Origin of the sequence: Thermomonas mangrovi, assembly GCF_028201335.1 — a bacterium.
GTDB classification, from domain to species: domain Bacteria; phylum Pseudomonadota; class Gammaproteobacteria; order Xanthomonadales; family Xanthomonadaceae; genus Thermomonas; species Thermomonas mangrovi.
In genome coordinates this window covers 37,302-61,768 of the sequence record NZ_JAPEVV010000003.1, presented here as the reverse complement: position 1 = coordinate 61,768, position 24,467 = coordinate 37,302, and the positions used below count along the sequence as shown (strand labels likewise).

At 71.0% G+C, this 24,467-nt stretch carries 22 protein-coding genes and 2 pseudogenes; 18 read left to right on the top strand and 6 right to left on the bottom strand.

The genetic code is table 11. The features are described 5' to 3' along the window. Positions 1-7: 7 nt before the first annotated feature. Positions 8-736 (bottom strand): LolA family protein, encoded by a 729-nt coding sequence (locus ON759_RS06890; RefSeq protein WP_271679634.1) that lies wholly within the window; start codon positions 734-736, stop codon positions 8-10. A 71-nt stretch (positions 737-807) separates the two neighbouring features. Between ON759_RS06890 and ON759_RS06885 the strand changes: the two genes are divergently transcribed. The 11 genes and pseudogenes from ON759_RS06885 to ON759_RS06835 all read left to right on the top strand — a co-directional run bounded on the left by ON759_RS06885 (position 808) and on the right by ON759_RS06835 (position 11,011). Further along, the gene (locus tag ON759_RS06885; RefSeq protein ID WP_271679633.1) at positions 808-1,773 is read left to right on the top strand and encodes a helix-turn-helix transcriptional regulator; all 966 of its coding nucleotides are present in this window, start codon (positions 808-810) and stop codon (positions 1,771-1,773) included. Then, a complete protein-coding gene (locus tag ON759_RS06880) occupies positions 1,773-2,684 on the top strand; it encodes a patatin-like phospholipase family protein (protein ID WP_271679632.1) in 912 nt (303 codons plus the stop codon). The genes ON759_RS06885 and ON759_RS06880 overlap by 1 nt, the downstream gene beginning before the upstream one ends. A gap of 62 nt (positions 2,685-2,746) precedes the next feature. Continuing rightward, positions 2,747-3,016: a hypothetical protein gene (locus ON759_RS06875; protein WP_271679631.1), complete on the top strand. Its 270-nt coding sequence runs from the start codon at positions 2,747-2,749 to the stop codon at positions 3,014-3,016. A 72-nt stretch (positions 3,017-3,088) separates the two neighbouring features. Next, a pseudogene (locus tag ON759_RS06870) lies at positions 3,089-5,170 on the top strand (prolyl oligopeptidase family serine peptidase); the annotation flags it as partial. 223 nt (positions 5,171-5,393) lie between these two features. Continuing rightward, positions 5,394-7,556 (top strand): S9 family peptidase, encoded by a 2,163-nt coding sequence (locus ON759_RS06865; RefSeq protein ID WP_271679630.1) that lies wholly within the window; start codon positions 5,394-5,396, stop codon positions 7,554-7,556. A 135-nt stretch (positions 7,557-7,691) separates the two neighbouring features. Beyond that, on the top strand, positions 7,692-8,054 hold the full coding sequence (locus ON759_RS06860) for a YbaN family protein (RefSeq protein ID WP_271679629.1): 363 nt from the start codon (positions 7,692-7,694) through the stop codon (positions 8,052-8,054). Positions 8,055-8,079: 25 nt separating this feature from the next. Further along, positions 8,080-8,244: pseudogene (gene lptM, locus ON759_RS06855) on the top strand (LPS translocon maturation chaperone LptM); the annotation flags it as partial. Positions 8,245-8,261: 17 nt separating this feature from the next. Beyond that, positions 8,262-9,122, top strand: a complete 861-nt coding sequence (gene dapF / locus ON759_RS06850; RefSeq protein WP_271679627.1) for a diaminopimelate epimerase — start codon at positions 8,262-8,264, stop codon at positions 9,120-9,122. Positions 9,123-9,124: 2 nt separating this feature from the next. After that, the gene (locus tag ON759_RS06845) at positions 9,125-9,802 is read left to right on the top strand and encodes a DUF484 family protein (RefSeq protein WP_271679834.1); all 678 of its coding nucleotides are present in this window, start codon (positions 9,125-9,127) and stop codon (positions 9,800-9,802) included. 1 nt (position 9,803) lies between these two features. After that, positions 9,804-10,703, top strand: a complete 900-nt coding sequence (gene xerC / locus ON759_RS06840; RefSeq protein ID WP_271679626.1) for a tyrosine recombinase XerC — start codon at positions 9,804-9,806, stop codon at positions 10,701-10,703. A 44-nt stretch (positions 10,704-10,747) separates the two neighbouring features. Then, positions 10,748-11,011, top strand: coding sequence for a hypothetical protein (locus tag ON759_RS06835; RefSeq protein WP_271679625.1), 264 nt, complete (start codon positions 10,748-10,750; stop codon positions 11,009-11,011). Positions 11,012-11,018: 7 nt separating this feature from the next. On the opposite strand, the gene ON759_RS06830 is transcribed toward ON759_RS06835, so the two are convergent. Next, a complete protein-coding gene (locus ON759_RS06830) occupies positions 11,019-11,780 on the bottom strand; it encodes a glycosyltransferase (RefSeq protein WP_271679624.1) in 762 nt (253 codons plus the stop codon). Next, positions 11,777-12,559 (bottom strand): glycosyltransferase, encoded by a 783-nt coding sequence (locus ON759_RS06825; RefSeq protein WP_271679623.1) that lies wholly within the window; start codon positions 12,557-12,559, stop codon positions 11,777-11,779. Before ON759_RS06825 ends, ON759_RS06830 begins: the two co-directional genes overlap by 4 nt. A 64-nt stretch (positions 12,560-12,623) precedes the next feature. Here ON759_RS06825 and hslV point away from each other — a divergent pair, with 64 nt between their 5' ends. Beyond that, entirely contained in the window at positions 12,624-13,175 is a 552-nt protein-coding gene (gene hslV / locus ON759_RS06820) for an ATP-dependent protease subunit HslV (protein ID WP_271679622.1), read from the top strand. A 102-nt stretch (positions 13,176-13,277) separates the two neighbouring features. Next, complete coding sequence (gene hslU, locus ON759_RS06815; RefSeq protein WP_271679621.1) at positions 13,278-14,651, top strand: ATP-dependent protease ATPase subunit HslU; 1,374 nt, start codon at positions 13,278-13,280, stop codon at positions 14,649-14,651. 6 nt (positions 14,652-14,657) lie between these two features. Here hslU and ON759_RS06810 read toward each other — a convergent pair whose 3' ends face one another. Together ON759_RS06810 and ON759_RS06805 are read right to left on the bottom strand one after the other, a co-directional pair. Next, on the bottom strand, positions 14,658-15,401 hold the full coding sequence (locus ON759_RS06810; RefSeq protein ID WP_271679620.1) for a YkgJ family cysteine cluster protein: 744 nt from the start codon (positions 15,399-15,401) through the stop codon (positions 14,658-14,660). A 40-nt stretch (positions 15,402-15,441) separates the two neighbouring features. Beyond that, the gene (locus ON759_RS06805; RefSeq protein WP_271679619.1) at positions 15,442-17,133 is read right to left on the bottom strand and encodes a GspE/PulE family protein; all 1,692 of its coding nucleotides are present in this window, start codon (positions 17,131-17,133) and stop codon (positions 15,442-15,444) included. A 94-nt stretch (positions 17,134-17,227) separates the two neighbouring features. Here ON759_RS06805 and ubiE point away from each other — a divergent pair, with 94 nt between their 5' ends. Both ubiE and ON759_RS06795 read left to right on the top strand, forming a co-directional pair. Next, positions 17,228-17,989: a bifunctional demethylmenaquinone methyltransferase/2-methoxy-6-polyprenyl-1,4-benzoquinol methylase UbiE gene (gene ubiE, locus ON759_RS06800; protein WP_271679618.1), complete on the top strand. Its 762-nt coding sequence runs from the start codon at positions 17,228-17,230 to the stop codon at positions 17,987-17,989. A 3-nt stretch (positions 17,990-17,992) separates the two neighbouring features. After that, positions 17,993-18,184, top strand: a complete 192-nt coding sequence (locus ON759_RS06795) for a hypothetical protein (RefSeq protein WP_271679617.1) — start codon at positions 17,993-17,995, stop codon at positions 18,182-18,184. A 49-nt stretch (positions 18,185-18,233) separates the two neighbouring features. Here ON759_RS06795 and ON759_RS06790 read toward each other — a convergent pair whose 3' ends face one another. Beyond that, on the bottom strand, positions 18,234-20,513 hold the full coding sequence (locus ON759_RS06790) for a DUF5916 domain-containing protein (protein WP_271679616.1): 2,280 nt from the start codon (positions 20,511-20,513) through the stop codon (positions 18,234-18,236). Between the two features lie 240 nt (positions 20,514-20,753). On the opposite strand from ON759_RS06790, the gene ON759_RS06785 reads away from it, so the two are divergent. From ON759_RS06785 to ON759_RS06775, 3 genes are read left to right on the top strand one after another with little or no spacing between them, the layout of a single operon-like run. Further along, complete coding sequence (locus tag ON759_RS06785; RefSeq protein WP_271679615.1) at positions 20,754-22,742, top strand: M1 family metallopeptidase; 1,989 nt, start codon at positions 20,754-20,756, stop codon at positions 22,740-22,742. Between the two features lie 12 nt (positions 22,743-22,754). After that, positions 22,755-23,714, top strand: coding sequence for an alpha/beta fold hydrolase (locus ON759_RS06780; RefSeq protein WP_271679614.1), 960 nt, complete (start codon positions 22,755-22,757; stop codon positions 23,712-23,714). Between the two features lie 31 nt (positions 23,715-23,745). Continuing rightward, positions 23,746-24,465 carry a hypothetical protein gene (locus ON759_RS06775; protein ID WP_271679613.1) on the top strand — a complete coding sequence of 240 codons (720 nt, stop codon included), beginning with the start codon at positions 23,746-23,748 and terminating at the stop codon, positions 24,463-24,465. The last annotated feature ends 2 nt before the right edge of the window (positions 24,466-24,467 follow it).

The window sequence follows — 24,467 nt, the reverse complement described above, 5'->3', positions numbered from 1 at the left end:
CGGTCGCTTACTTCGGCGGCTCGATGGTGATCGCGGGATCGTCGTAGCGCGAGTAGCGGATGCTGGCCTGCCCGGACTTGCCATCCGTGCCGCCGGCGGTCTCGATCTTGATCGGCAGGCCCTTGGGCCCGATCCACAAGGCAGTCTCGGCCTTCACGGGCTTGGTCTGGCGCACGATGTACTTGCGCGACGGTTGGCCGGCGACCATCGCGCGCCCCGCTTCCTCGGCGGTCAGGCCGTCCGCGGCGGCTGCGAGGCTGGCGGGATCGCGCCACTTCGCCAGCGTGCCGGCGGGCAGCGGAACCTGCATCGTGCGTCCCTGTGCCTGCAGGTACATGGTGTCGCCGATCACCACCTGGGTGCCGGCACCAGGCACCACCATGCGGAAGCGATCCGGCGCCACATGGTCCATCTCGCTGGTAACCGGCTTGGCCCCGGGACGCTCCACCATCGTCATGGTCGCGTGGTAGCGCTTGAGCGCCGCGAACTTGCGCAGGGCGTCGAGCACCGCATCGCGAGCCGCCGGCGTGTCCGCGGGCGTGGCCGTCGTGGCGGGGGTCGATGCGGCCGTTTCCGTCGATGGCACCGGCAGCGATGCTTGCGCCGCCTGGGTGGGACTGGCTGGTGCGGCGGGAACTGCAGCGGTGTCCTTCGACTCGGATTCCTGCGGTGGCTGCGTGCAGGCCGCGAGGATCAGGGAGAGGGGCAACAGCAACGAGAGGGTGGTCTTCGACATGGTGCGGATCCGGAATGGGGCGGGTCGTGGCAGGCACGGCGCAGGGCCGTGGCTGGCGGCATAATCCTCGCATGGACCGCTACGAACGCATCATCGCCCTGCACCGCGTGCTGCAGGCCGCGCGCCGCCCCGTCACCGTGGCCCGGCTGCAGGACGAGCTCGGCTGCTCGCGGGCGACGGTGTACCGCGACCTCGCCTTCCTGCGCGATGGCCTGATGGCCCCGCTGGTCGGCGACGGCGAGGCCGGCTTCCATTACGACAAGGCCGAGTCCGAGCGCTTCGAGCTGCCCGGGCTGTGGCTGAACTCCGAGGAGCTGCACGCCCTGCTCGCCGCGCAGCAGCTGCTGTCGCGCAGCAGCGGCGGGATGCTGTCCTCGGCGCTGGCGCCGCTGCAGCAACGCGTGGAGAAGCTGCTTGACGCGCACTCCGGCGGCAAGACCTGGCCGGTGGAACGGGTGCGGGTGATCCCGCACCGCGGCCGGCGGATGGACGAGCACGTGTTCCGGATCGTGGCCTCGGCGGTACTGGAGCGGCGCAAGCTCGCATTCGACTACCGCGCGCGCTCGACCGACGAGAAGAGCCGGCGCAACTGCAGCCCGCAGCGGCTCACGCATTACCGCGACAACTGGTACCTCGACGCCTGGGACGAGGACAAGCAGGGCCTGCGCAGCTTCTCGATCGACCGCATCTCCGCCGCGCGGCTGGCCGACGGCGTCGCCCGCGACGTCGAGGATGCCGCGCTGAATGCGCACCTCGCCGGCAGCTACGGCATCTTCTCCGGCGCGCCCAAGGGCTGGGCGACCATCGTGTTCAGCGCCAAGGCGGCGCGCTGGGTGGCCGACGAGCACTGGCATTCGCAGCAGCAGGGCCGGTTCCTCGCGGACGGGCGCTACGAGCTGAAGGTGCCGTACTCGGTGCCGCGCGAATTGCTGATGGACGTGCTGCATTACGGCGGCGACGCCGAGATCGTGGAGCCCAAGGTGCTGCGCGAGCAGATGCGCGCGATGCTGCAGCTGGCGATCTCGAACTACGACTGATGGCGGCCGCAGGCGCACCGACGATCGCCCCCGGCGAGGCCGTGGCGCTGGTGCTCGGCGCCGGCGGCGCGCGCGGGCTCGCGCAGATCGGGGTGATCGAGGCCTTGCAGGCGCGCGGCATGCGCATCGTGGCGATCGCCGGCTCGTCGAGCGGGGCGCTGGTCGGCGGCGCGTGCGCGGCCGGCAAGCTGGCCGACCTGCGCGACTGGATGCTGCGCACCCCGCGCGGGGCGATGCTGCGCCTGCTCGACCCGGGCTTCGGCCGGCCGGCGCTGTTCACCGGCAACCGCCTGGTGCGGGCGCTGCGCGAGGTAGTCGGCGAGCCGCGCATCGAGGATCTGCCGATCGAATTCACCGCGGTCGCGGTGGACCTGTTGCGCCAGCGCGAGGTCTGGTTGCGCCGCGGCGACCTGTGGGACGCGGTCCGCGCGTCGTTCGCGATCCCCGGGGTGTTCACCCCGTTCGAACTGCATGGCCGCGAACTGGTCGATGGCGGCCTGCTGGCGCCGCTGCCGATCACCGCGACCCGCCTCTCGGACGCGCATCGCCTGATCGCGGTGGACATGCATGGCTGGCCGCAGGTGCCGCCGGGCGACCCGGCGCGCGACGAGGACGATGGCGGGCGCTCGGCGCCGGGCGTGCTCGGGCGCTGGATCGACCGCCACTTCGGCGACGACGCCGATGGCGACGGCCGCCCCGACCATCGCTTCGGCCTGACCGAGACCATGTCGCGCGCGCTGGACACCATGCAGGCGCAGATCGCCCGCGTGCAGCTGGCGCTGGATCCGCCCGAGCTGGTCATCCGCATCCCGCGCGATGCCTGCCAGTTCTACGAATTCTGGCGCGCGGCCGAGCTGGTCGAGATCGGCCGGCGCGAGGCCGACAAGGCGCTGGATGCCGCCGGCTACTGAGCGTCGCAGCCGGTGAGAAGGCCCGGCCGCACCCTGCGGGCGACCCGAACCGGAGCCCCGCGATGACCCGCCAAGACCTCGATGTGCTGCTGCGCCGCGCCGTGACCCTCGGCACCCTGGCCGTGCTGCTGATCCCCGCCGCGCGCGGTCACCATGAATGGCTCGGCTGGCTGCCGCTGTGGCTGGTTGGGATGCCGTTGTCGGCGTGGTGGAGCCTGCGCGGCTTCCCGGTGCCGGCGCTCGCGCTGCGCCTGCCGCAGCGGCGCCGCGTGCAGGCCGCCCGCCGCGGTCGCCGCCCGCATGCGCGGCCGGTGCTGGCCCGGCGGGCCTGACCTCCCTCACATCGGCCGCCCGTGGGGGCTGTGCTAGCGTTCCGGGTCCCGATCCACCCGGAGCCATTCCCGATGTCCCAGCTGTCCAATGCCTGCCTCATCGCCGGCCTCGCCATCGCCGGCGGCGCCTCGGCGCAAACCCCCGGCGACCAGGATCCCTACGCCTGGCTGGAGGACGTCGAGGGCGCCAAGTCGCTCGACTGGGTCAAGGCCCGCAACGCCAAGGCCGAGGCCGAGATCGCCGGCACCCCGGCGTTCAAGTCGCTGGAGGCGGACATCCGCGCGATCCTCGATTCCGACGCCAAGATCCCCGGCGTCGAGAAGATCGGCGACCACTACTACAACTTCTGGAAGGACAAGCAGCACGAGCGCGGCATCTGGCGCCGCACCACGCTGGCCGAGTACCGCAAGCCCGACCCGAAGTGGGAGACCGTGCTCGACCTGGACGCGCTGAACGCCGCCGAGGGCGCGCGTTGGGTCTGGCACGGCGCCGACTGCCTGCGGCCGAAGTACCAGCGTTGCCTGGTCGCGCTGTCGCCGGGCGGCTCGGATGCCGACGTCACCCGCGAGTTCGACCTGGCCACCAAGCAGTTCGTGGATGGCGGCTTCTCCCGCCCGGAGGCCAAGGGCGGCCTGGCGTGGATCGACGAGGACACGGTGTACGTGTTCACCGACTTCGGCGAGGGCACGCTGACCAGCTCGGGCTATCCGAACATCGTCAAGGAATGGAAGCGCGGCACCCCGATGTCGGCGGCGAAGACGGTGTACGAAGGCAAGCCGGGCGACATGTACATCGCCGCCAGCCGCGACCACACGCCGGGCCACCAGCGCGACTTCGTCAGTCGCACCATCGCGTTCTGGAACGACGAGCTGTACCTGCGGAACAAGGACGGCAGCCTGGCCAAGGTCGATGCGCCGAACAGCGCGCAGAAGGGCGTGCACAAGGACTGGCTGCTGCTGGAACTGCGCGACCCCTACGAAGCGGGCGGCAAGACCTATGCGCCGGGGTCGCTGATCGCCACGAACTTCAATGATTTCATGGCCGGCAAGCGCGACTTCAGCGTGCTGTTCGCGCCCGACGAGAAGTCCTCGCTGGCCGGCTACGCGTGGACCAAGGACCACCTGGTCCTCAACGTCATGGAGGACGTGAAGAACCGCCTGTCGGTGCTGACCCCGGGCAAGGACGGCTGGGCCCGGTCCGCGTTCGTCGGCGCGCCGTCGATCGGCACCGTCGGCGTCGGTGCGGTGGATGCCGACGACAGCAACGCGGTGTGGCTGACCGCCACCGATTTCCTCACCCCGACCACGCTGTCGATCGCCGAGATCGGGCGCGCGCCCGAAGTGCTGAAGTCCAACCCGGCGTTCTTCGACGGCAGCAAGCACGTCATGGAGCAGCACTTCGCCACGTCAAAGGACGGCACCAGGGTGCCGTACTTCCTGGTCCGTCCGAAGGACCTGAAGTTCGACGGCAAGGCGCCGACCCTGCTGTACGGCTACGGCGGCTTCACCGTGTCGATGACGCCGACCTATTCGGGCGGCATCGGCAAGGGCTGGCTGGAGAAGGGCGGCGTGTACGCGCTGGCCAACATCCGCGGTGGCGGCGAATACGGCCCGCGCTGGCACCAGGCGGCATTGAAGGCGAACCGGCACAAGGCCTACGAGGACTTCGCCGCGATCGCCGACGACCTGGTCGCGCGCAAGGTCACCTCGCCCAGGCACCTCGGCACCATGGGCGGCAGCAATGGCGGCCTGCTGATGGGCAACATGCTGACCCAGTACCCGGAGAAGTTCGGCGCGATCGTGGTGCAGGTGCCGCTGCTCGACATGAAGCGCTACAGCAAGCTGCTGGCGGGCGCGTCGTGGATGGCCGAATACGGCGACCCCGACACGGCGGACTGGGCGTTCATCCAGACCTTCTCGCCCTACCACCTGTTCGATCCGAAGAAGGATTACCCGCCGACCTTCTTCGCCACCTCGACCAAGGACGACCGCGTCCACCCGGCGCATGCGCGCAAGATGATGGCGATGATGGAAGCGGCCGGGAAGGACGTGCGCTACTACGAGAACATCGAAGGCGGCCATGGCGGCGCGGCGAACAACGCACAGGCGGCGCACATGAACGCGCTGGCCTATACCTTCCTGTGGCAGCAGCTCACCAAGGATGGTGCCGCGAGCGATTCCGGGGACGCAGGCGGATCCAAGCGCGAGCGTCGCCCACGCGGTGCGATCTCCGGATCCCGCCTGTAACCTCGCGTGCGGGCGCCCTGAAGGGCCGCCCGCATGCGGCCCATGCCGGGTGCTTCCACGATGAACCCCGCAAGTTCCCACCCGTGGCGGCGACGCACCAGGTGACGCCGTCGCCCGACCGGAGCCCACGATGAAACCGCATGCCCTCCTGCTCGCACTCGCCTTCGCCATGACCGCACCCACCCACGCCGCCGACACCCCTACCCCGCCCGACGTGGCGAAGAAGCCGCATGTCGTGCGCGCCCCGTTCGGCGCCGAGCGCCAGGACGAGTACTACTGGCTGCGCGACGACACCCGCAAGGACCCGGCGATGCTGGCCTACCTGCAGGCCGAGAACGCCTATGCCGATGCGCTGCTCGCCCCGACCAAGCCGGTGCAGGATGCGATGTACGGCGAGATCGTGGCGCGCATCAAGCAGGACGACGCCTCGGTGCCGTTCCGCGAACGCGGCTGGTGGTACTACAGCCGCTTCGAGGCCGGCAAGGACTACCCGATCCATGCCCGCCGCAAGGACGTGGGCGGCATCGACGCGCTGTCGATCCTGCGCGCGAACGAGGCGGCCGACTTCGCCGGCGAGGAGGTGCTGCTGGACGTCAACGCACTGGCCGCGGGCAAGGACTACTTCGCGGTGGGCGGGCGCGACGTCAGCCAGGACAACCGGTTCCTGGTGTACGGCGACGACACCAATGGCCGGCGCCAGTACACGCTGCGGGTGAAGGACCTGGCGACCGGCAAGACCCTGCCCGACGCGATCCCGGGCACCGCCGGCTACGCGGTGTGGGCCGACGACAACAAGACCTTCTTCTACATCGAGAACGACCCGGAGACGCTGCTGAGCAAGCGCGTGCGCAAGCACGTGGTCGGCACCGACCCAAAGGCCGACCCGGTCGTGTACGAGGAAGCCGACGACACGTTCTACATGGGCATCGGCCGCACCCGCGACGACGCCTACATCGTGATCGCGCTGGACAGCACGGTGTCCAACGAGACGCGCTACGCGCCGGCGTCGGACCCCGCGCAGTTCAAGGTGCTGGCGCCGCGCGAACGCGACGTCGAATACGACGCCGACCACCATGGCGGCCGCTGGGTGATCCGCACCAATGCCGATGGCGCGACCAACTTCAAGCTGGTCACCGCCGCCGACGGCAGCGCCTCGCGCAAGGACTGGCGGGACTGGGTCGCGCACGACCCGAAGGTGTTCATCGAGGGCATCGAGCTGTTCGACGGCTTCGCCGCCATCGCCGAGCGCTCGGGCGGGCTGGAGCGCGTGCGCATCCTCAAGGACGGCGCCTTGGACTACGTGAAGGCCGACGAGACCGCGTACTCGATGGGCCTGGACGTCAACGCCGAGCCGGCCACCGACTGGCTGCGCTACAGCTACACCTCGCTGGCGATGCCGGCGACGACCTACGAACTCAACGTCAGGACCGGCGAGCGCCGCGAGCTCAAGCGCCAGCCGGTGCCCGGCTACGACCCGGCGAACTACGTGACCGAACGCCTGTGGGCGACCGCCCGCGACGGCACCAAGGTCCCGGTGTCGATCGTGTACCGCAAGGGCTTCGAAAAGGACGGCAAGGCCGCGTTGCTGCAGTACGGCTACGGCAGCTATGGCGCGTCGATGGACCCGGGCTTCTCGGTCACCACGGTGAGCCTGCTCGACCGCGGCATGGCCTACGCGATCGCGCACATCCGCGGCGGCCAGGAAATGGGCCGGCAGTGGTACGAGGACGGCAAGCTGCTGCACAAGCAGAACACCTTCACCGACTTCATCGACGTCACCGACTTCCTGGTCAAGGAAGGCTACGCGGCGAAGGACCGGGTGGCGGCGCTGGGCGGCAGCGCCGGCGGCCTGCTGATGGGCGCGGTCGCCAACATGGCGCCGGAGAAGTACCGCGTGATCCTCTCGCAGGTGCCGTTCGTGGACGTGGTGACCACGATGCTGGACCCCAGCATCCCGTTGACCACCAACGAGTACGACGAGTGGGGCAACCCGGAGCAGAAGCCGTACTACGACTACATGCTCGGCTATTCGCCCTACGACAACCTGGCCCGCAAGGCCTATCCGGCGATGTTCGTGGGCACCGGCCTGTGGGATTCGCAGGTGCAGTACTGGGAGCCGACCAAGTACGTCGCCCGCTTGCGCGACCTGAACGCCTCGCAGGCGCCGGTGGTGTTCCGCACCAACATGGAAGCCGGCCACGGCGGCAAGTCGGGGCGCTTCCGCCGCTATCGCGAGCAGGCCGAGATGTATGCGTTCATGCTCGACCAGCTGGGCGTCGAAGCCGGCAAGTAAATTGCACCCGCCCCGCCGCACCGGCTCGCCAGGGGCGGCGACCCTCGATCGGGACGTCCTGTCCCGACTCGGGTCGGCGGGCTGTCCTGCCCGCCTCGCCTGCCCCTCGCCTTGCCGATGCGTCGGTTCCGGCCGATGACGCGCTGGGCGTGGTGGCTGCTCGCCTACGCCAGCCTCGCGCTGGGGATCATCGGCATCGTGGTGCCGGGGCTGCCGACCGTGCCGTTCGTGCTGCTGGCCGCGTTCGCCGCGGCGCGCGGCTCCGAACGCTTGCGTGCGCGCCTGCTGGCCGACCCGCGTTTCGGCCCGGTGATCCGCGACTGGGAGCGCGAGGGCGCGGTGTCGCGCCGTGCCAAGCGCCTGGCCACCGCGATGATGTCCATCTGCGCGGTGCTGCTGTTCGCCACCGCGCCGCGCGCGTGGATGGCCGGCATCGGCACGCTGGCCATGGCGCTGGTCGCGGCATGGCTCTGGCGCCGCCCGGAGCCGCGACACTGAGCGGGGCCGCGGGTACACTGCGGCCATGACCAAGCGCCTCGCCTTCGCCTCGTTCCTGCTCTGCGTCCTCGCCGGTTGCGGCAACAAGGGCCCGCTGGTGATGCCGGATGCGCCGCCGGAACCGGCCGCGGCCCCAGCCGCCGAAGCCCCGGCCAGCGACGCCGCACCCGCCACGGGTACGCCGGCCGCGCGCCGCTGAGCCGGCCGATGGCCGGCGGACTGCGCTTCACCAAGATGCATGGCGCGGGCAACGACTTCGTCGTTCTCGACCTGCGCGACGGCGCGCCGCCGCCGGATGCCGCGGCCTGCGCGCGGATCGCCGATCGCCATCGCGGCGTCGGCTGCGACCAGCTGCTGACCGTCGAGGCGCCGCGCAGCGCCGGTGCGGTCGCGTCCTACCGGATCTGGAACGCGGACGGCAGCGTGGCGGGCCAATGCGGCAACGGCGCGCGTTGCATCGCGGCCTGGCTGGTGCGCGCGGGCGCGGCGCCGGCGTCCGGGGCGTTCGCGATCGACAGCCCGGCCGGCCGCCACGAGGTGGCCCGCGACGCGGCGGGCGGCTTCGTCATCGACATGGGCATCCCCGACTTCGCCCCGGAGGCGTTGCCGATGCGCGGGTGGTCGGCGCCGCAGGCGGAGTACGCGCTCGAGGTCGACGGCATCGTGCTGCGCTTCGGCGCCGTGTCGATGGGCAATCCGCATGCAGTGGTCGAGGCCGCCGACCTGGCGCATGCGCCGGTGGATCGCCTCGGCAAGGCCCTGCAGGCGCATGGCGCGTTCCCGGAGTCGGTGAACGTCGGCTTCGTCGAAGTCGTGGCGGCCGACCACCTGCGCCTGCGCGTGCACGAGCGCGGCGCCGGCGAAACCCTGGCCTGCGGCAGCGGCGCCTGCGCGGCGGTTGCGGTGCTGACCCGCCAGGGGCGGTTGCCGGCCGGCGCGCCGGTGGCGGTCGACCTGCCCGGGGGCCGGCTGCGCATCCAGTACGATCCCGCCAGCGGCCATGTCCGCATGGGCGGGCCCACCGCCTTCGTGTTCGACGGAACGATGTCCGGGGAGGACCAGCCGTGACCATGGGATTCGACCAGACCGAGCGCCTCGGGGCGCACGAAGTCGCCGCCTGGCTGCGCCGGCACCCGGCGTTCCTGCAGCAGTTCCCCGACCTCGCGCTGACCCTGGTGGTGCCGCGCGAGAACGGCCCGGCGGCATCGCTGGCCAGCTACCAGCTGGAGGTGCTGCGCGACAAGAACCGCGAGTTGTCGCGGCGCTTGCAGGAGCTGTTCGGCAACGCGCAGGAGAACGAGCGGCTGGCGGTGCGCACGCACCAGCTGACGCTCGCGCTGATGAAGCAGGACAGCGCCGCCGCGACCCTGCGCGCGATGGCGGCCTCGCTGGCGGAAGACTTCCACGGCGACCTGGTGCGGATCGTGTCGTTCCATCCGGTCGCCGGCATCGACGATGCCGAGTGGCTGCAGGTGATCGCCGAGGGCGACCGCCGCCTGGATGGCTTCCGCGACCTGCTGGGCAGCGGCGAACCGGTCTGCGGCCGCCTGCATCCCGACAAGAACGCGCTGCTCTACGGCCTGCGCGCGGAAGACGTGCAGAGCTCCGCCCTGCTGGTGCTGCCGGGGATCGGCCTGGTCGCGGTCGGCAGCCGCGACCCCAACCGCTTCTTCCCGGGCATGGGCACCCTGTTCCTGCGCATGATGGGCGAGGCGCTGGCCGCCGGGCTGCAGCGCTTCCAGGCATGAGATGAGCGCCGCGGCCGGCCCGGTCGGGGAGTTCCTGGCGCAGCTCGCGGTCGAACGCCGCAGCTCCGCGCATACCCTGGACGCCTACGCGCGCGACCTCGCCGCGCTGGCGGGCTGGGCCGGCGCCAGGCGGCGCGACCTGCTCGCGCTGGATGCCGAGGACCTGCGCGCCTTCGTCGCCGCCGAGCATCGCCGCGGGCTGTCGCCGACCTCGCTGCAGCGGCGCCTGTCGGCCTGCCGCAGCTTCTACCGCTGGTTGCTCAAGCACGGCCGCATCGCCGCCAGCCCGGCCGACGCGGTGCGCGCACCGAAGGCGCCGCGCAAGCTGCCGCAGGTGCTGGACGTCGACGAGGCGGTGCAGCTGGTCGAGGTGCCGACCGCAGGGCCGCTGGGCCTGCGCGACCGCGCGCTGCTGGAACTGTTCTATTCCTCGGGGCTGCGCCTGTCGGAGGCCTGCGCGCTGCGCTGGATGGACCTCGACCTGGCCTCCGGCCTGGTGACCGTGCTCGGCAAGGGCGGCAAGCAGCGCGTGGTGCCGGTGGGCTCGCATGCCTGCCAGGCGCTGCAGGCCTGGCGGACGGCGTCGGACGGCGCGCAGGACCGCTTCGTGTTCCCGGGGCGCGGCGGCCGGCGGATCTCCGCGCGCGCGGTGCAGGTCCGGCTGCGCCAGCTGGCGATGCGCCAGGGCGTGTACAAGCGCGTGCACCCGCACCTGTTGCGCCACAGTTTCGCCAGCCACGTGCTGGAATCCTCGGGCGACCTGCGCGGCGTGCAGGAGCTGCTGGGGCATGCCGACATCGCGACCACCCAGATCTACACCCACCTCGATTTCCAGCACCTCGCGCGGGTCTACGACGCCGCGCATCCGCGGGCGAAGCGCAAGGGCGACGCCGGCGCTTGACCGCGCTCAAGGCGGCGCGCGCGGCGCGGCGGCATCCTGCCGCCATGGTCGAGACGATCGAAGGCTGGCGCTGCATCGGCTGCGGCAAGGTGGAAGCCACGCGGCCGTGCATCGGCGTGTGCCAGGACCGCAAGGTGGAATTGGTGGCGGCCGAGGACTATGCCGAACTGGCGTGGCGGGTGGCGCAACTGGAGGAGGCATTGGCGCTGATCGCGCGCGTCGACCCGAAGCCGGACCGGTTGCAGGAAAGTTGGGACGCCTTGCAAGCCCGCGCCCGCGCGTTGCTGGCGGACGCCCCGCCCGCGTGATCGCGGGTCAGTCGCCGCCGGTGCGCGGCTGCAGGATGTGCCAGCTGTCGATCTCCAGCGCGCAGTCGTAGCGTGCGTCGAGGCCGCGACGGCGGACCGCGTCGACGAAGGCGGCGTAGCGCGCGTCGATGCCCTCCGCCCAACGCGCGACCTCCGGCGCGGAGGCGTGCACCCGGTGGCGATAGGTCACCCGCGGGAGGTGCGCGATCGTGCAGGTCTCGGACAGCCGCAGGCACAGGTCGTAGTCCGCGGCGTCGGCGTGTGCGGCCCGGTAGCCGCCCGCCGCGCGGTAGGCGCTGGCGCGCAGCAGCCGCAGCGGTCCGGTCATGAAGTCCAGCAGGAGCGCATCGGGCGTGTACGGCAGCGCGCACAGCGGCCCCGGGCCGAGCACGCGGCCGCCGGCATCGACCAGCACATGGCGCCCGTAGGCCATGCCGGCATCGGGCCATTCGCGCAACACGGCGAGCAGCGTCGCCAGGGCATCGGGTTCCAGCAGGTCGTCGCCATCGAGCACGCCCAGCACCTCGCTGCGCGCCTGCAAGGCGGCGGCGTGCAGGGCCTCGGCTTCGGTCGCGGCGGCGTGTTCGGACACGCGCAGGCGTGGATCGCCGGCGGCCGCGGCCTGCAGGGCGGCGGGATCGGTGTCGACCCCGACCAGGATGGCCTCCCATGCCACTGGTGCTTGCGCGCGCAGGCTGGCCAGCGCATCGGCAACGAACGCGGCCGCGGCGCGCACGGGGATCAGGATCGACACCTCCGGCGCGGTCATCGCGCGGAATCCGTCGCCGGCTTCGGCTTGAGCACATGGCGTGCACGCACCCCCAGCGACAGGGCGTGGGTGGCATCCATCCCGCGGCGTTGCAGGGCGCGTTGCGCGGCTTCGAAGGCGGTGCGTACCTGGCGCAGGCGGTTGCCTTGCGACACCGAGGTGGCGCGGATGCGGTAGGCGTACAAGGCGCGCGGCAGGTGCTCCACCGGGTAGCGTTCCGACAGGCGCAGGCAGAAGTCGTAATCGGTCGAGACGTCCAGCGCGGGATCGAAGCCGCCGAGCGCGCGGTACGCGTCGGCGCGCACGAGGCGGAAATGGTAGGTCATGAAGTCCAGCAGCAGGCGTTCCGGCGAATACGGGGTGCGGAAGCGCGTGCCCGGGCCCAGCACGCGGCCGGCCTCGTCGATCTCCACGTACTCCGAATAGGCCATCCCGAGCTGCGGGCGGGCCTGCATGAAAGCGACCATCGCCGAGAGCGCGTCCGGGGCGAGCAGGTCGTCGCCGTCCAGCACGCCGACATAGGCGCCACGCGCCTCGCGCAGGGCACGGGCGAGGCCGACGCCGATGCCGTGGTTGCGGCCGTCGCCGAGCAGGCGGAAGCGCGGGTCGCGCGCGGCGTAGGCCTTGGCGATCTCCGCCGAGCCGTCGGTGGAGCCGTCTTCCCAGAGCAGCGCCTCCCACTCGGCGTGGTCCTGCGCCCGCAGGCTGTCCAGCGCGGCAGGCAGGAAGCGGGCGGTGTCGAAGACGGGGATGGCGATGCTGACCAACGGTGGCGGCACGGACGCGCTCCTGCTTGAACCCGGGGCGGGCAGCCCCACATCACCGGTTCGAACGGAGAACGCCATGGATCCCAGCCAGAACCCGCATGTCTTCCACGCCACCACCATCGTCTCGGTCCGCCGCGGCGGGCAGGTGGTGATCGCCGGCGATGGCCAGGTGACCCTGGGGCATACGGTGATGAAGGCCAACGCGCGCAAGGTCCGACGCCTGGGCAAGGATGGGCGCGTGCTGGCCGGTTTCGCCGGCGCGGCGGCCGATGCGTTCACCCTGTTCGAGTTGTTCGAGGCCAAGCTGGAGAAGCACGGCCAGCTGACCCGCGCCGCGGTCGAGATGGCCAAGGATTGGCGCACCGAGCGCCGCTTCGGCAAGCTCGAGGCGCTGCTCGCGGTGGCCGATGCCGAGACCTCGCTGGTGATCAGCGGCACCGGCGACGTGATCGAGCCGGAGGACGGGCTGATCGCGATCGGCTCCGGCGGCATGTACGCCCTGTCCGCCGCGCGCGCGCTGCTGGCGCACACCCAACTGGATGCGAAGACCATCGCCACCGAGGCGCTGGGCATCGCCGGCGATGTCTGCATCTACACCAACCGCAACATCGTGGTCGAGCAGCTCTGAGCGCCGGCCCGGCGTATCGAGGGCAGACCGATCAACCAAGCGAGTATCGGGGAGCGACTTGATCGGTCTGCCCTCGGTGCGCCGCACCACAGGACACATGCCATGACCGACTCCTCCTCCATGACCCCGCGCGAGATCGTCGCCGAGCTCGATCGCCACATCGTCGGCCAGCACGCGGCCAAGCGCGCGGTCGCCATCGCCCTGCGCAACCGCTGGCGGCGCGCGCAGCTCGCGCCCGAACTGCGCAACGAGGTGATGCCGAAGAACATCCTGATGATCGGCCCGACCGGCGTCGGCAAGACCGAGATCGCGCGGCGCCTGGCCACGCTGGCGAACGCGCCGTTCGTGAAGGTCGAGGCGACCCGCTTCACCGAGGTCGGCTACGTCGGCAAGGACGTCGAGCAGATCATCCGCGACCTCGCCGACACTGCGGTCAAGCTGCATCGCGCGCAGGCCAAGCAGCGCGTGCGCACCCAAGCCGAGGAACGCGCCGAGGAGCGCATCCTCGACGCCCTGCTGCCGCGCCGCGAGGCGCCGCCGTCGTTCGGCTTCAACCCCGCCGCCAGCGCCACCGTCGACATCGGCGCCGAGCCCTCGTCGCAGGCGTCCTCGACGCGGCAGAAGCTGCGCAAGCAGTTGCGCGCTGGTGAGCTGGACGCGCGCGAGATCGAGCTCGACCTCAGCATGAACATCGGCGTCGACATCATGGCCCCGCCCGGCATGGAGGAGATGGGCCAGCAGCTGCGCCAGGTGTTCGGCCAGCTCGCCGGCGCCAAGACCCACAAGAAGACCATGACCATCCAGGCCGCGCGCCCGCTGCTGCTGGAGGAAGAAGCCGGCAAGCTGGTCAACGAGGAGGAGGTGCGCGAACGCGCGATCGAGTCCTGCGAGCAGCACGGCATCGTCTTCATCGACGAGATCGACAAGGTCGCCAAGCGCAGCGAGGGCCACGGCGCCGACGTCAGCCGCGAGGGCGTGCAGCGCGACCTGCTGCCGCTGGTCGAGGGCAGCACGGTCAGCACCAAGTACGGCCCGGTGCGCACCGACCACATCCTGTTCATCGCCAGCGGTGCGTTCCACCTCGCCAAGCCCTCCGACCTGATCCCGGAAATGCAGGGCCGCTTCCCGATCCGGGTGGAACTCACCGCGCTGGGCAAGGACGACTTCGTGCGCATCCTCACCGAGCCGAAGGCGGCGCTCACCACGCAGTACGTCGAGCTGATGGGCACCGAGGGCGTGCGCCTGGCGTTCGCCCCCGACGCGGTGGAGCGGCTGGCCGAGATCGCCGCGCACGTCAACGAGCGCCAGGAGAACATCGGCGCGCGCCGCCTGCACACCGTGCTGGAGCGCTTGCTGGAATCGCTCAGCTTCGAGGCGCCGGACAAGGGCGGCGAGGTCGTGGTCGACCGGGCCTACGTCGACCGCCAACTCGGCGACCTGGTGCAGGATCCGGACCTGTCGCGCTACATCCTCTGAGTGGCGCTACCGCAACGCCCGCAGCCACTGCCGGAACAGCGGCTCCGCATCGAACCGCCGCTCGAGCTCCGCGCGATGCCGCCGCGCGTACGCCAATGCCAGCGTCAGCGGCACGCTGTGCTGCCGGCGGCCATAGGCGGCCTCGCTGATCGCCAGTGCCGCGGTGGCGGCGTGCAGCGGCATCGGGATGACCTCGGCCTTGTTCGCGAACGGCTCGGCGCACAACGCGGGGTCCGAGGTCACCAGGTATTGCCGGCACACGAACGGGCGCTGTGGGTGGATCGAGCAGGCGTTGTCGTCGAGGAATGGACACGCCAGCCCGAGCTTGAAGTAGGCATGGGCGAGGGTGCGTGCGGCGTCCGCGTCGAGGGCGTCCACGCGTTGCAGGAAGGCGTCGGCGAGGCCCGCGTCGCGCAGGCGCTGCTCGCGGTCGGCGAAGCGCGCCTCGATGTCGTGCCGACGCGCCGCCGGCAAGGCCTCCACCAGCCGCAGCAAGGCATGGGCCTCGGGCGGGGTCACCGGAACCGGTTGCGCGCGGCAACAGGCGGAGCAGCCCTTCGCGCAGGCTACCGTGCGGCCGCCGGCCTCTGCCTTGCGCACACCGTGGGCGATCGCGGCGTCGTCGATCGCGCGCTGCGCCGGCAGCAGTTCGTCCAGCCGCGCCGGTGAGGGCGGTTGCGGCGCCGACACCGCGACCGCCGCGCCATCGATGCGCAGCACGAGTTCGATCCGGCGCCGGCGAGGGTCCATGCCGCAGTGAACGGAAGGCCGGGGACGCGCGGGACACCCCTCAGTCGGCGCGCACCCGCCAGGCCTCCGCCAGCGAGATCGCGCCTGCGCGGGCCAGCGCCACCGCGGCCTGGGTGATCGGGACCATGCCGTCCTCGATCGCCACCTGGTGGATGCGGTCGGCTTCGGCGCCGGGCACCACCAGGGTGCGCAGGCGCGGGCTCATCACCAGCAGCTCGTAGACCGCGCGCCGGCCGTGCACGCCGAGGCCTTCGCACTGGCTGCAGCCGCGTCCCGCGTGGAACACCTCCTCGGCGCCGACGCCGAGCAGTTCGCGCATGTGCGCCGGTGCGTCCTCGACCTCACGGCAATGCGGGCAGGTCAGCCGCACCAGCCGTTGCGACATCACCGCCAGCAGGCTGGCGCGCAGCAGGTAGGGCTCGACCCCGAGGTCGAGCAGCCGGGTCACGGTGGTCGCCGCGGTGTTGGTGTGCAGGGTGCTCAGCACGAGGTGGCCGGTGAGCGCGCTTTCCACCGCGATGCCGGCGGTCTCGCGGTCGCGCACCTCGCCGACCATGATCACGTCGGGGTCGTGGCGCAGGAAATTGCGCATCGCGCTGGCGAAGGTGAAACCGGTCGCGCGGTTGACCTGCATCTGCTGGATCTCGGCGACGTGGAACTCCACCGGGTCCTCGATGGTGAGGATGTTGATCCGCTGCTTGCGCAGTTCCAGCAGCATCGCGTACAGGGTGGTGGACTTGCCGCAACCGGTCGGGCCGGTGGTCAGGAACATGCCGTGGCTGCGCGCCATCACGTCGTCGAGGCGCTCGCGGTCGGCCGCGGTCAGGCCGAGCTGGTCGATGTTCCACAGGCTCTCGCGGGCGTCCAGCAGGCGCACCACGACGCTCTCGCCGAACACCGCCGGCAGCGCCGAGATGCGCAAGTCGACCTGGCTGCCGTCCTCCAGCGCGAAGGTGGTGCGGCCGTCCTGCGGGCGCCGGTGCTCGGCCAGGTTCATCCCGCCGAGCACCTTGATCCGGCTGACCACCGCCGCATGCAGGGCATGCAGGAGGCTGCGCACCGGGACCAGTTCGTCGTCGATGCGGAACAGCACGTCGGTGCCGTGTTCGCCCGGCCGCAGGTGGATGTCCGACGCGCGCCGCGCCACCGCGTCGGCGATGAGCCCATGCACCAGGCGAACCACCGGTTGTTCGCGGGCGAGCCGTTGCGCCTCGTCCTCGCTCGCTGCCTGCGCGGGCAGGCTCGGGTCGAGGCCGAGTCGGCGAACGGTTTCCTGGTCCTCGACCCGGTCGTAGCTGCGCGCGATTGCATCGCGGATGCCGCGCATCGTCGCCTGCAGCGGCACCACCCGGTGCGGCGAGATGAACTCCAGCGCCGCCAGCGCCTCGCTGTCGGAGGGGTCTTCCATCGCCGCGGCCAGCAGGCCGCCGTGGATGCACAGGGGCACCACCCGCAGCCGTCGCGCGAGCTGCGGCGACAACAGGGCCGCCGCGGCCGGGTCGGCGCCGACCTCGGGCAGGCGCACCAGCGGGACCTGCAACCGGACCGCCTGGCCATAGCAGCGCTCGCAGGCATCGTCGCCGCTGGCCAGCCACGTCGCCAGGTCGACACCGCCGGGTGCCGCGCGGGTCGCGTAGGTCCCGCGGGCGTGTTCGTCGAGGTAGCGATCCAGCGCCGCGTCGTCGGCCAGCAGCCGCGGCGCGGCGGGCACGATGGTCCGGTGCTCGCCCATGGCATTCCCCCTGCATCCGATGCGTCCAGTCTGCGCCCTGCGCCGGCGGCCTGCATTGCGCGGCGTCAAGCGCCGGCGGTGCGATAATCCGGCCATGAGCACACCCGCAGGCAAGGACGGCACCACCCACTTCGGCTTCCGCGAGGTGCCGGTGGCGGACAAGCAGAAGCTGGTCGGCGAGGTGTTTTCGTCGGTGGCCGGTAAGTACGACCTGATGAACGACGCGATGTCGCTCGGCATCCACCGCATCTGGAAGCGCTACTTCGTGGCCACCGCGCAGGTCCGCAAGGGCGACCGCGTGCTCGACCTGGCCGGCGGCACCGGCGACATCGCCGCGCTGCTGCGCGAGCGGGTCGGCGACGCCGGCGAGCTGGTGCTCGGCGACATCAACGGCGAGATGCTGCGGGTCGGCCGCGACCGCATGACCGACCGCGGCCACGTGCGCGGCTTCGAGTACGTGCAGTGCAACGCGCAGGCGCTGCCGTTCCCCGACGCCAGCTTCGACCTGGTGACCATCGCCTTCGGCCTGCGCAACGTCACCGACAAGGATGCCGCCCTGCGCGAGATGCTGCGGGTGCTGAAGGTCGGCGGGCAGGCGCGGGTGCTGGAATTCTCGGAAGTCACCGCCGACTGGTTCAAGCCGCTGTACGACTTCCATTCCTTCCAGGTGCTGCCGCGCCTCGGGCGCCTGTTCGCCGGCGATGCCGACAGCTACCAGTACCTCGCCGAATCGATCCGCAAGCACCCGCCGCAGGCCGAGCTGAAGGCGATGATGGAAGCCGCCGGCTTCGCGCGTTGCGACTACCGCAACCTGTCGGCCGGCATCGTGGCCATCCATACCGGTTACAAGGCCTGAGCGATGGCCGACGACAAGCCCCTGCGCAGCTTCCGCGAAAGCCCCTGGCGCTACTCGCAGTTCGCCATCCTCGGTCTCATCGTGGCCGGCCTCGTGAAGTGGCTGAGTCCCCTCGGATGGCTGCCTGCGCTCGCGATCGGCGCAGCGGTCGCCGTGGCCTACCTGCTGTTCGAGAAGCGCCGCGGGGTGATCTGACCGCCTCCGCATCCGGCGCACCGGATGCGGGAGGGGTCGCAGGCGCCCGTCAGGGCTGCCAGCCGTAGCTGAGCTTCAGGAACACGCTGCGCGTCGCGCCGAACAACTCCGGGTGGTCGTCGTCCATGAACGCGCCGTAGGAGGCACCGGCGTACAGCGCGGTGCGCGGGTTGATCTTGTAGGAGTACACCGCCTGCGCCGCCCAGTCGCGGGCGGTTTCGTTCACCGGCTGCAGGTACAGCGCGGGGTCGCGGGTCACCTCGCTGCCCTGCAGGGTCAGGCGCAGGCGCTGGCGTGGGTCGAACTGCCAGCTGCCGCTGAGATTGGCGACCACCGCCTCGAACGCGGTGCCGCCGTCGCGCCACATGCGCTGGTGGATGACATCCCAGTCCATCGCGATGCCGCGGCCGATGTTGGCGTTGCCGTACAGCTCCACCATCGTGCGCTGGCCGGTCTTCGATGCCGCCAAATCCAGCAGGGTGCCGACCTGGGCATAGATGCCGACCTGCAGGCGGCCGTTGGGGCGGAAATTGGCGTTGGCGTCGACGTAGTGCTCGTCGAACATCCGGCCCTTCCAGTAGCGGTCGCGCACCAGGCCGTGCAGGCGCAGGTTGCTCTGCTTCGGTCCCTGCGCGCTGACCTGCGCTTCCAGCTCGCGCTCCAGCAGCTGGCCGTCGTAGCGGTGGGTGGTGTCGAAGTCGGCGTAGAAGTTGATCCGGTTGAACGCCTGGTCGTCGCGGAACCAGCTGTAGCCGCCGCCGAGCAGCGACTTGTCGTAGCCGACCTGGCCCATGAAGCCGAGGTCCGCGCGGAAACCGGGATCGATGTCCTCGTGGGAGGCGGTGAAGTTCCAGTTGCGGTTGCTGAAGGCGTACTCGAGGCGCCAGGCGTTGCCGGTCGGGGTGGGGTCGTCGCCCAGTTCGCCGCTGTACTGGTCCACGATCTCCTGCGGGTACTCGGACTGGCTGTGCAGGAACTGCGCAGTGGCGGTGTGAGCGCCCTGCTGCCAGCGCGCATCCACGCCGGCGAGGTTGTTGGCGTAGTCGTCGCCCTGGCGGAAGGTGCCGATCGCGCCGATGCTGAAGTGCGTGTTGATGTCATGGCGGTAGCGGCCGACCGCCACGTTGGCTTTCTGGTCCAGCTGGCTGAAGCCGGAACCCAGGACGCCGGGCACCAGCACCAAGGTGGTGGCGTCGCGCGCGACGATCGCGCCGTAGGCGCCGCTGCCGGTGCGGCCGGTGGTGCGCAGGCCGTAGTCCGGGTCGGCGATCTGCCGCGTGTAGAGCACGTCGAACTGGGTGGTGAAGTAGTCCGCGCCCTCCAGGAAGAACGGCCGCTTCTCCTGGTAGAACAGCGCGAAGCTGTTGTTGATGTCGAGCTGCAGCTGGTCGGTCTCGACCTGCGAGAAATCCGGGTTGAGCGTCGCGTTCAGGGTCATCGCCGGCGACGGCGCCCAGCTCACGTCCACGCCGGGTTCGATGCTGCTGTCCGTGCCGCCCCAGGGGGTGCCGGCATCCGGGCGCGACTGGCTGCCGCCGATGGTGAGCGTGGGCACGACCTCGAGGTTGCGCCCTTGCTGGGCGCCGGCGAAGCCCTCGTACTTGCCCCATTCGCACTGGAAGCAGTTGGACTCGCGGGGGACGCGATGGCTGGTGAGCTGGTGGCGCTTGTCGCGCGGCCAGTTGCGGAACAGCGAGATGCCCCAGCGCTGGTCCTGGCCGCCCCGGGGGAAGCGCAGGGTCGAGAACGGGATGCGGATCTCCACCTCGTAGCCGTCGGCGGTAAGCCGGCCCGCGCTTTCCCACAGGCCGTCCCAGCTGGCGTCCTCCTGGTTGTTGGTGTTGGTCTCGTCGCGGATCAGGTCGGCCTGCACGCCCAGCGGGTTGACGATCAACTCGTAGGCGCGGCGATGGTCGTCGAACGTGTCGAGGAACACGCCGACCCAGTCGTCGTTGAACGCGGCGTCGCGGTCGCGCAACTGCGCGCGGATCTGCGACGGGTCCGGGTCCTTCGCATGGAAGGCGAGGTACAGCGCGTCGGCGGTATAGCCGATGCGCACCGTGGTCTGCACGGGAGCGGGCGTGTTGTCGCCCGGCTGGATGTCGTAGGCGACCTGCTGTTCGAGCGCGCCCTGCCAGGCGTCGTCGTCGGGATTGCCGTCGATGGTGATGTCGCCCTGCAGCAACGGGATGCGTCCGCCCGGGATGTAGGCGGCGGGCGCCGCGGCCGCGGGGTCAGCCTTGGAGGGGGCCGACGCGGCATGGGCGAACGGCGCGCACAGCAGCAGGGCGGCGGCCAGGGCATGCGGCTTGGCGACGAGGGCTTTCAAGTGTCTCTCTCCGTGAGGCATCGGGTGTCGGGGGATCGGATGCGGGGTCGGGCGGACGGGTTGCCATGACTGATGGCAGGGGCGGCATGCGGCCCGCCTCCCGCGGCCCGCGTGCACCTTCCCCAATCGCGGGCCTGCGCCGGCAGTGCCGGTGGTCGCCCCACTTTCGGCAGGGCCGCCTGCACGGCGGCCCGACCCGGGCGGCGGTAAACTCGGCGTTTTCCGCGACAGGTCCCTCGCATGCGCCAGCTGATCCTCACCGCCTCCATCGCCGCCGCCCTCGGCATCGCCAGCGGTTGCGACCACAGCCCGGCCCCGCAGCAGGCGGCGGCTGCGCCCGCGCCGCGGCCTGCCGTCGCCGAGCAGGTGGTGGACGAGCATTCCTACGCCGAGCCGGACAAGGTCCGCACCACCGACCTCGCGCTGGACTTGGCCATCGACTTCGGCAAGAAGCAGATCGCGGGCACCGCCACTTACACCCTGGAGTGGCTCGACAAGGCGGCGACGCAGCTGGTGCTGGACACCCGCGACCTGGAGATCCAGAAGGCGGAGGGGCTGGGCGTCGACGGCCAGTGGCGCGCGCTGCAGTTCGCGCTGGCGGGCAAGGACAAGGTGCTGGGCAGCAAGCTCACCATCGACGCGCCGGATCGCCCGGCGCAGGTGCGGGTCACCTACGCGACGTCACCGGCGGCGTCCGGCCTGCAGTGGCTGGAACCCTCGATGACCGAAGGCAAGCAGCAACCCTTCATGTTCAGCCAGTCGCAGCAGATCCATGCACGCTCCTGGGTGCCGTTGCAGGACACCCCGCGGATCCGCTTCACCTACAGCGCGCACGTCTCGGCGCCGGCCGACACGATGGTGCTGATGAGCGCGGACAACGATCCCGCCGCCGCCCGCGACGGCGACTACACCTTCGAGATGCCGCAGAAGATCCCGTCGTACCTGCTGGCGATCGCCGCCGGCGACCTCGTGTTCAAGAAGTTCGGCGATCGCAGCGGCGTGTGGGCGGAGCCGGCGATGGTCGACAAGGCGACCGCCGAGTTCGCCGACACCGAGAAGATGATCGACACCGCCGAGGCGCTGTACGGCCCGTACCGCTGGGGCCGCTACGACTTGCTGGTGCTGCCGCCCAGCTTCCCGTACGGCGGGATGGAGAACCCGCGCCTGACCTTCGCCACCCCGACGGTGATCGTCGGCGACAAGTCGCTGGTCTCGCTGATCGCGCACGAACTGGCGCACAGTTGGTCGGGCAACCTGGTCACCTTCGCCACCGACAAGGACGCCTGGCTCAACGAAGGCACCACGACCTACGTGCAGGGCCGCATCACCGAGGCGCTGTATGGCCAGGACATGGCCGACATGGAGCACGTGATCGACCGCGACGAGCTCAAGCAGGAGTACCGGACGCTGAAGCCCGAGCTGCAGCGCCTGTCGCTCAAGCCGGGGACGCTGTCCGACCCGGACGACCAGTCCAGTGCGACCGTCTACACCAAGGGCGCGTGGTTCCTGCAGTTCCTCGAGAAGCGATTCGGCCGCGAGGTGTTCGATCCGTGGCTGAAGGGCTACTTCGACCACTTCGCGTTCCAGAGCATCACCACCGCGCAGTTCCGCGACTACCTCAAGACCCAGCTGATCGACAAGCACCCGAACGTGGTGACGATGCAGGAGGTCGACCAGTGGCTGTACGAGCCGGGGATCCCGCCGAACGCGCCGGTGGTGGAATCCGGCAAGTTCAGCACGGTCAATGCCGCGCGCATCGCGTGGATGGGCAGCGCCAAGCTGCCCGACAAGACCATCACCGACGCCTGGGGCACGCAGGAGTGGGTGCATTTCCTCGAGGGCATGCCGGACACCCTGGCCCAGGCGCAGCTGACCCAGCTCGACGAAGCCTATCGCTTCACCGGGACCCCGAACGGCGAGATCGCGATGCGCTGGTACCCGCTGGCCGAGCGCAGCGGCTACGCGGCTGCGCGCCCGGCGATGGGCGCCTTCTTGGAGCGGGTCGGCCGGCGCAAGCTGATCATGCCGACCTACAAGGCACTCGTGGCCACGCCAGATGGCTTGGCTTTCGCCAAGGCGGTGTTCGCCAAGGCAAGGCCGGGTTACCACCCGATCACCACCGGCTCGGTCGAGGCGATGATCGCCGAGGCCAAGCCGATGGAACGGCAGGAGGTGCCGGAGGCGTTGCATCCGGTGGACCCGGCGCCGCAGCCGGCCCCGACGAAGTAAGGCGTCCGCGCCATGCGTTGGGCGCTCGCGCTGGCGCTGGTCGTGGTGGTCGCGGTCGGGATCGTGCTGTGGCGCGATCCCTTCCTGCTCGTGCGCGGCGAGTTCGAGCGGCAGCGCCTTGCCGCCGGGCTTTCGCGCGACAGCGTGGTCGTGGATGGGCACCGCTGGGTGTATGCCGAGCGCGCCGCGGACGCCGCCGATGCCCCCACCCTGGTGCTGGTGCACGGGTTCACCGGCAGCAAGGAAAACTGGTACCCACTGGCGCGCGCGCTGGGCGGCCGTTACCGGCTGCTGATCCCGGACCTGCCCGGCTGGGGCGAAAGCGAACGCAAGCCCGGTGCGGTGTACGGGTTCGGCGAGCAGGCCGCGCATGTGGACGGGTTCATCCGCGCCTTGTCGCCCGGCCGGCCGGTGGTGCTGGTCGGGCATTCGATGGGCGGCGGGATCGCCGCGCTTGCGGCCGCGCGGTATCCGCGCGAGATCGCCGCGGTCGCGCTGCTCGACGCCGCCGGGGTGCGCTTCAAGGACAACCAGTTCGGGCTCGACGTGCTTGCCGGGCGCAATCCGTTCGCGGTCGAGGACGAGGCCAGCCTGCAACGCTACATCGACATCGTGTTCCACGACGCGCGGGCCAAGCCGTGGCTGCCGTGGCCGGCGTCCACCGCGTTGATCCGCAAGCGTCGCGCCGATGCCGCGTTCGAGCAGGGCGTGCTGGCGCGGATCGGGCGCAGCGAGGAAAGCCTGCTGCCGGGCGAGGAAGCCGCGCGCATCCGCCAGCCGGCGCTGCTGCTGTGGTGCCGGCAGGATGCGGTGATCGATCCCAGCGCGCTCGAGCTGTACGCGGCGCGCATCCCGCAGGCGCGCAAGGTGCTGCTGGACGGCTGCGGGCACATGTCGCTGATGGAGCGGCCGCAGGCAGTAGCCGAGGCGCTGGTCGCGCTGGCCGGGGACACGCAGGGCGGCGCCCGGTAAGCTCCCGCCACGCATCGCCCCAGGAACCGCCATGAAGCACGCGCTCCTCGCCATCGCCCTCGTCGCGCTGTTGCCCGCCTGCCAGGGCGGCGATCCGCAAGCCGCTGCCCAGGCCGCGGCCGCGCAGGCCGCCGCGCAGGAACGTGCGGCCGAGGACATGGCGCGGCAGTTCGACGACGCGGTGGCGGCGCAGAACTGGCACCTGGCCAAGGGCCTGGGCGACGTCTTGCTGATGGACCATCCGGCCAGCGCGGCGGCGGCGCGCATCAAGCCGCGGCTGGAGGAGATCCGGGCCAAGGCCGAAGCCGAGGCGCAGCAGCGCCGGCTGGCGGCGCTGTGGTCGTACGGGGAGGAGCCGACGAAGGGCGGCACCCAGCTGTCAGCGGCGATCTACTCGCAGGAGCCGGTGGACACCGACGGCGGCGGCGCGCATCCGGTCCGGCTGATCTTCCGCGACCATCCGGACTGGGGGCGCAGCGCGTACCTGGTGCTGGAGGCCGGCGATTTCGATTGCTATGGCGGCTGCCGCTTGAAGGTGACCGCGGATGGCAAGACCCACGCGTTGCCGGGGTCGCGGCCGAGGACCGACGAGGCCATCGCCATGTTCATCGACGACCACAAGGCGCTGTGGAAACTGGCCAAGGCCAGCAAGCAGCTATCGATCGAATTCCCGACCAAGGGCGTTGGCCGCAAGACCGTGGACTTCGAGGTCGGCGGCCTGGATCCGGCCAGGCTGCCGAAGTGGAACTGAGC

What these genes read in the sequence shown, in the direction of transcription:
- ON759_RS06890 (WP_271679634.1), bottom strand. Translation starts at nt 736, where the DNA reads ATGTCGAAGACCACCCTCTCGTTGCTGTTGCCCCTCTCCCTGATCCTC.
- ON759_RS06885 (WP_271679633.1), top strand. Translation starts at nt 808, where the DNA reads ATGGACCGCTACGAACGCATCATCGCCCTGCACCGCGTGCTGCAGGCC.
- ON759_RS06880 (WP_271679632.1), top strand. Translation starts at nt 1,773, where the DNA reads ATGGCGGCCGCAGGCGCACCGACGATCGCCCCCGGCGAGGCCGTGGCG.
- ON759_RS06875 (WP_271679631.1), top strand. Translation starts at nt 2,747, where the DNA reads ATGACCCGCCAAGACCTCGATGTGCTGCTGCGCCGCGCCGTGACCCTC.
- ON759_RS06865 (WP_271679630.1), top strand. Translation starts at nt 5,394, where the DNA reads ATGAAACCGCATGCCCTCCTGCTCGCACTCGCCTTCGCCATGACCGCA.
- ON759_RS06860 (WP_271679629.1), top strand. Translation starts at nt 7,692, where the DNA reads ATGACGCGCTGGGCGTGGTGGCTGCTCGCCTACGCCAGCCTCGCGCTG.
- dapF (WP_271679627.1), top strand. Translation starts at nt 8,262, where the DNA reads ATGGCCGGCGGACTGCGCTTCACCAAGATGCATGGCGCGGGCAACGAC.
- ON759_RS06845 (WP_271679834.1), top strand. Translation starts at nt 9,125, where the DNA reads ATGGGATTCGACCAGACCGAGCGCCTCGGGGCGCACGAAGTCGCCGCC.
- xerC (WP_271679626.1), top strand. Translation starts at nt 9,804, where the DNA reads ATGAGCGCCGCGGCCGGCCCGGTCGGGGAGTTCCTGGCGCAGCTCGCG.
- ON759_RS06835 (WP_271679625.1), top strand. Translation starts at nt 10,748, where the DNA reads ATGGTCGAGACGATCGAAGGCTGGCGCTGCATCGGCTGCGGCAAGGTG.
- ON759_RS06830 (WP_271679624.1), bottom strand. Translation starts at nt 11,780, where the DNA reads ATGACCGCGCCGGAGGTGTCGATCCTGATCCCCGTGCGCGCCGCGGCC.
- hslV (WP_271679622.1), top strand. Translation starts at nt 12,624, where the DNA reads ATGGATCCCAGCCAGAACCCGCATGTCTTCCACGCCACCACCATCGTC.
- hslU (WP_271679621.1), top strand. Translation starts at nt 13,278, where the DNA reads ATGACCGACTCCTCCTCCATGACCCCGCGCGAGATCGTCGCCGAGCTC.
- ON759_RS06810 (WP_271679620.1), bottom strand. Translation starts at nt 15,401, where the DNA reads ATGGACCCTCGCCGGCGCCGGATCGAACTCGTGCTGCGCATCGATGGC.
- ON759_RS06805 (WP_271679619.1), bottom strand. Translation starts at nt 17,133, where the DNA reads ATGGGCGAGCACCGGACCATCGTGCCCGCCGCGCCGCGGCTGCTGGCC.
- ubiE (WP_271679618.1), top strand. Translation starts at nt 17,228, where the DNA reads ATGAGCACACCCGCAGGCAAGGACGGCACCACCCACTTCGGCTTCCGC.
- ON759_RS06795 (WP_271679617.1), top strand. Translation starts at nt 17,993, where the DNA reads ATGGCCGACGACAAGCCCCTGCGCAGCTTCCGCGAAAGCCCCTGGCGC.
- ON759_RS06785 (WP_271679615.1), top strand. Translation starts at nt 20,754, where the DNA reads ATGCGCCAGCTGATCCTCACCGCCTCCATCGCCGCCGCCCTCGGCATC.
- ON759_RS06780 (WP_271679614.1), top strand. Translation starts at nt 22,755, where the DNA reads ATGCGTTGGGCGCTCGCGCTGGCGCTGGTCGTGGTGGTCGCGGTCGGG.
- ON759_RS06775 (WP_271679613.1), top strand. Translation starts at nt 23,746, where the DNA reads ATGAAGCACGCGCTCCTCGCCATCGCCCTCGTCGCGCTGTTGCCCGCC.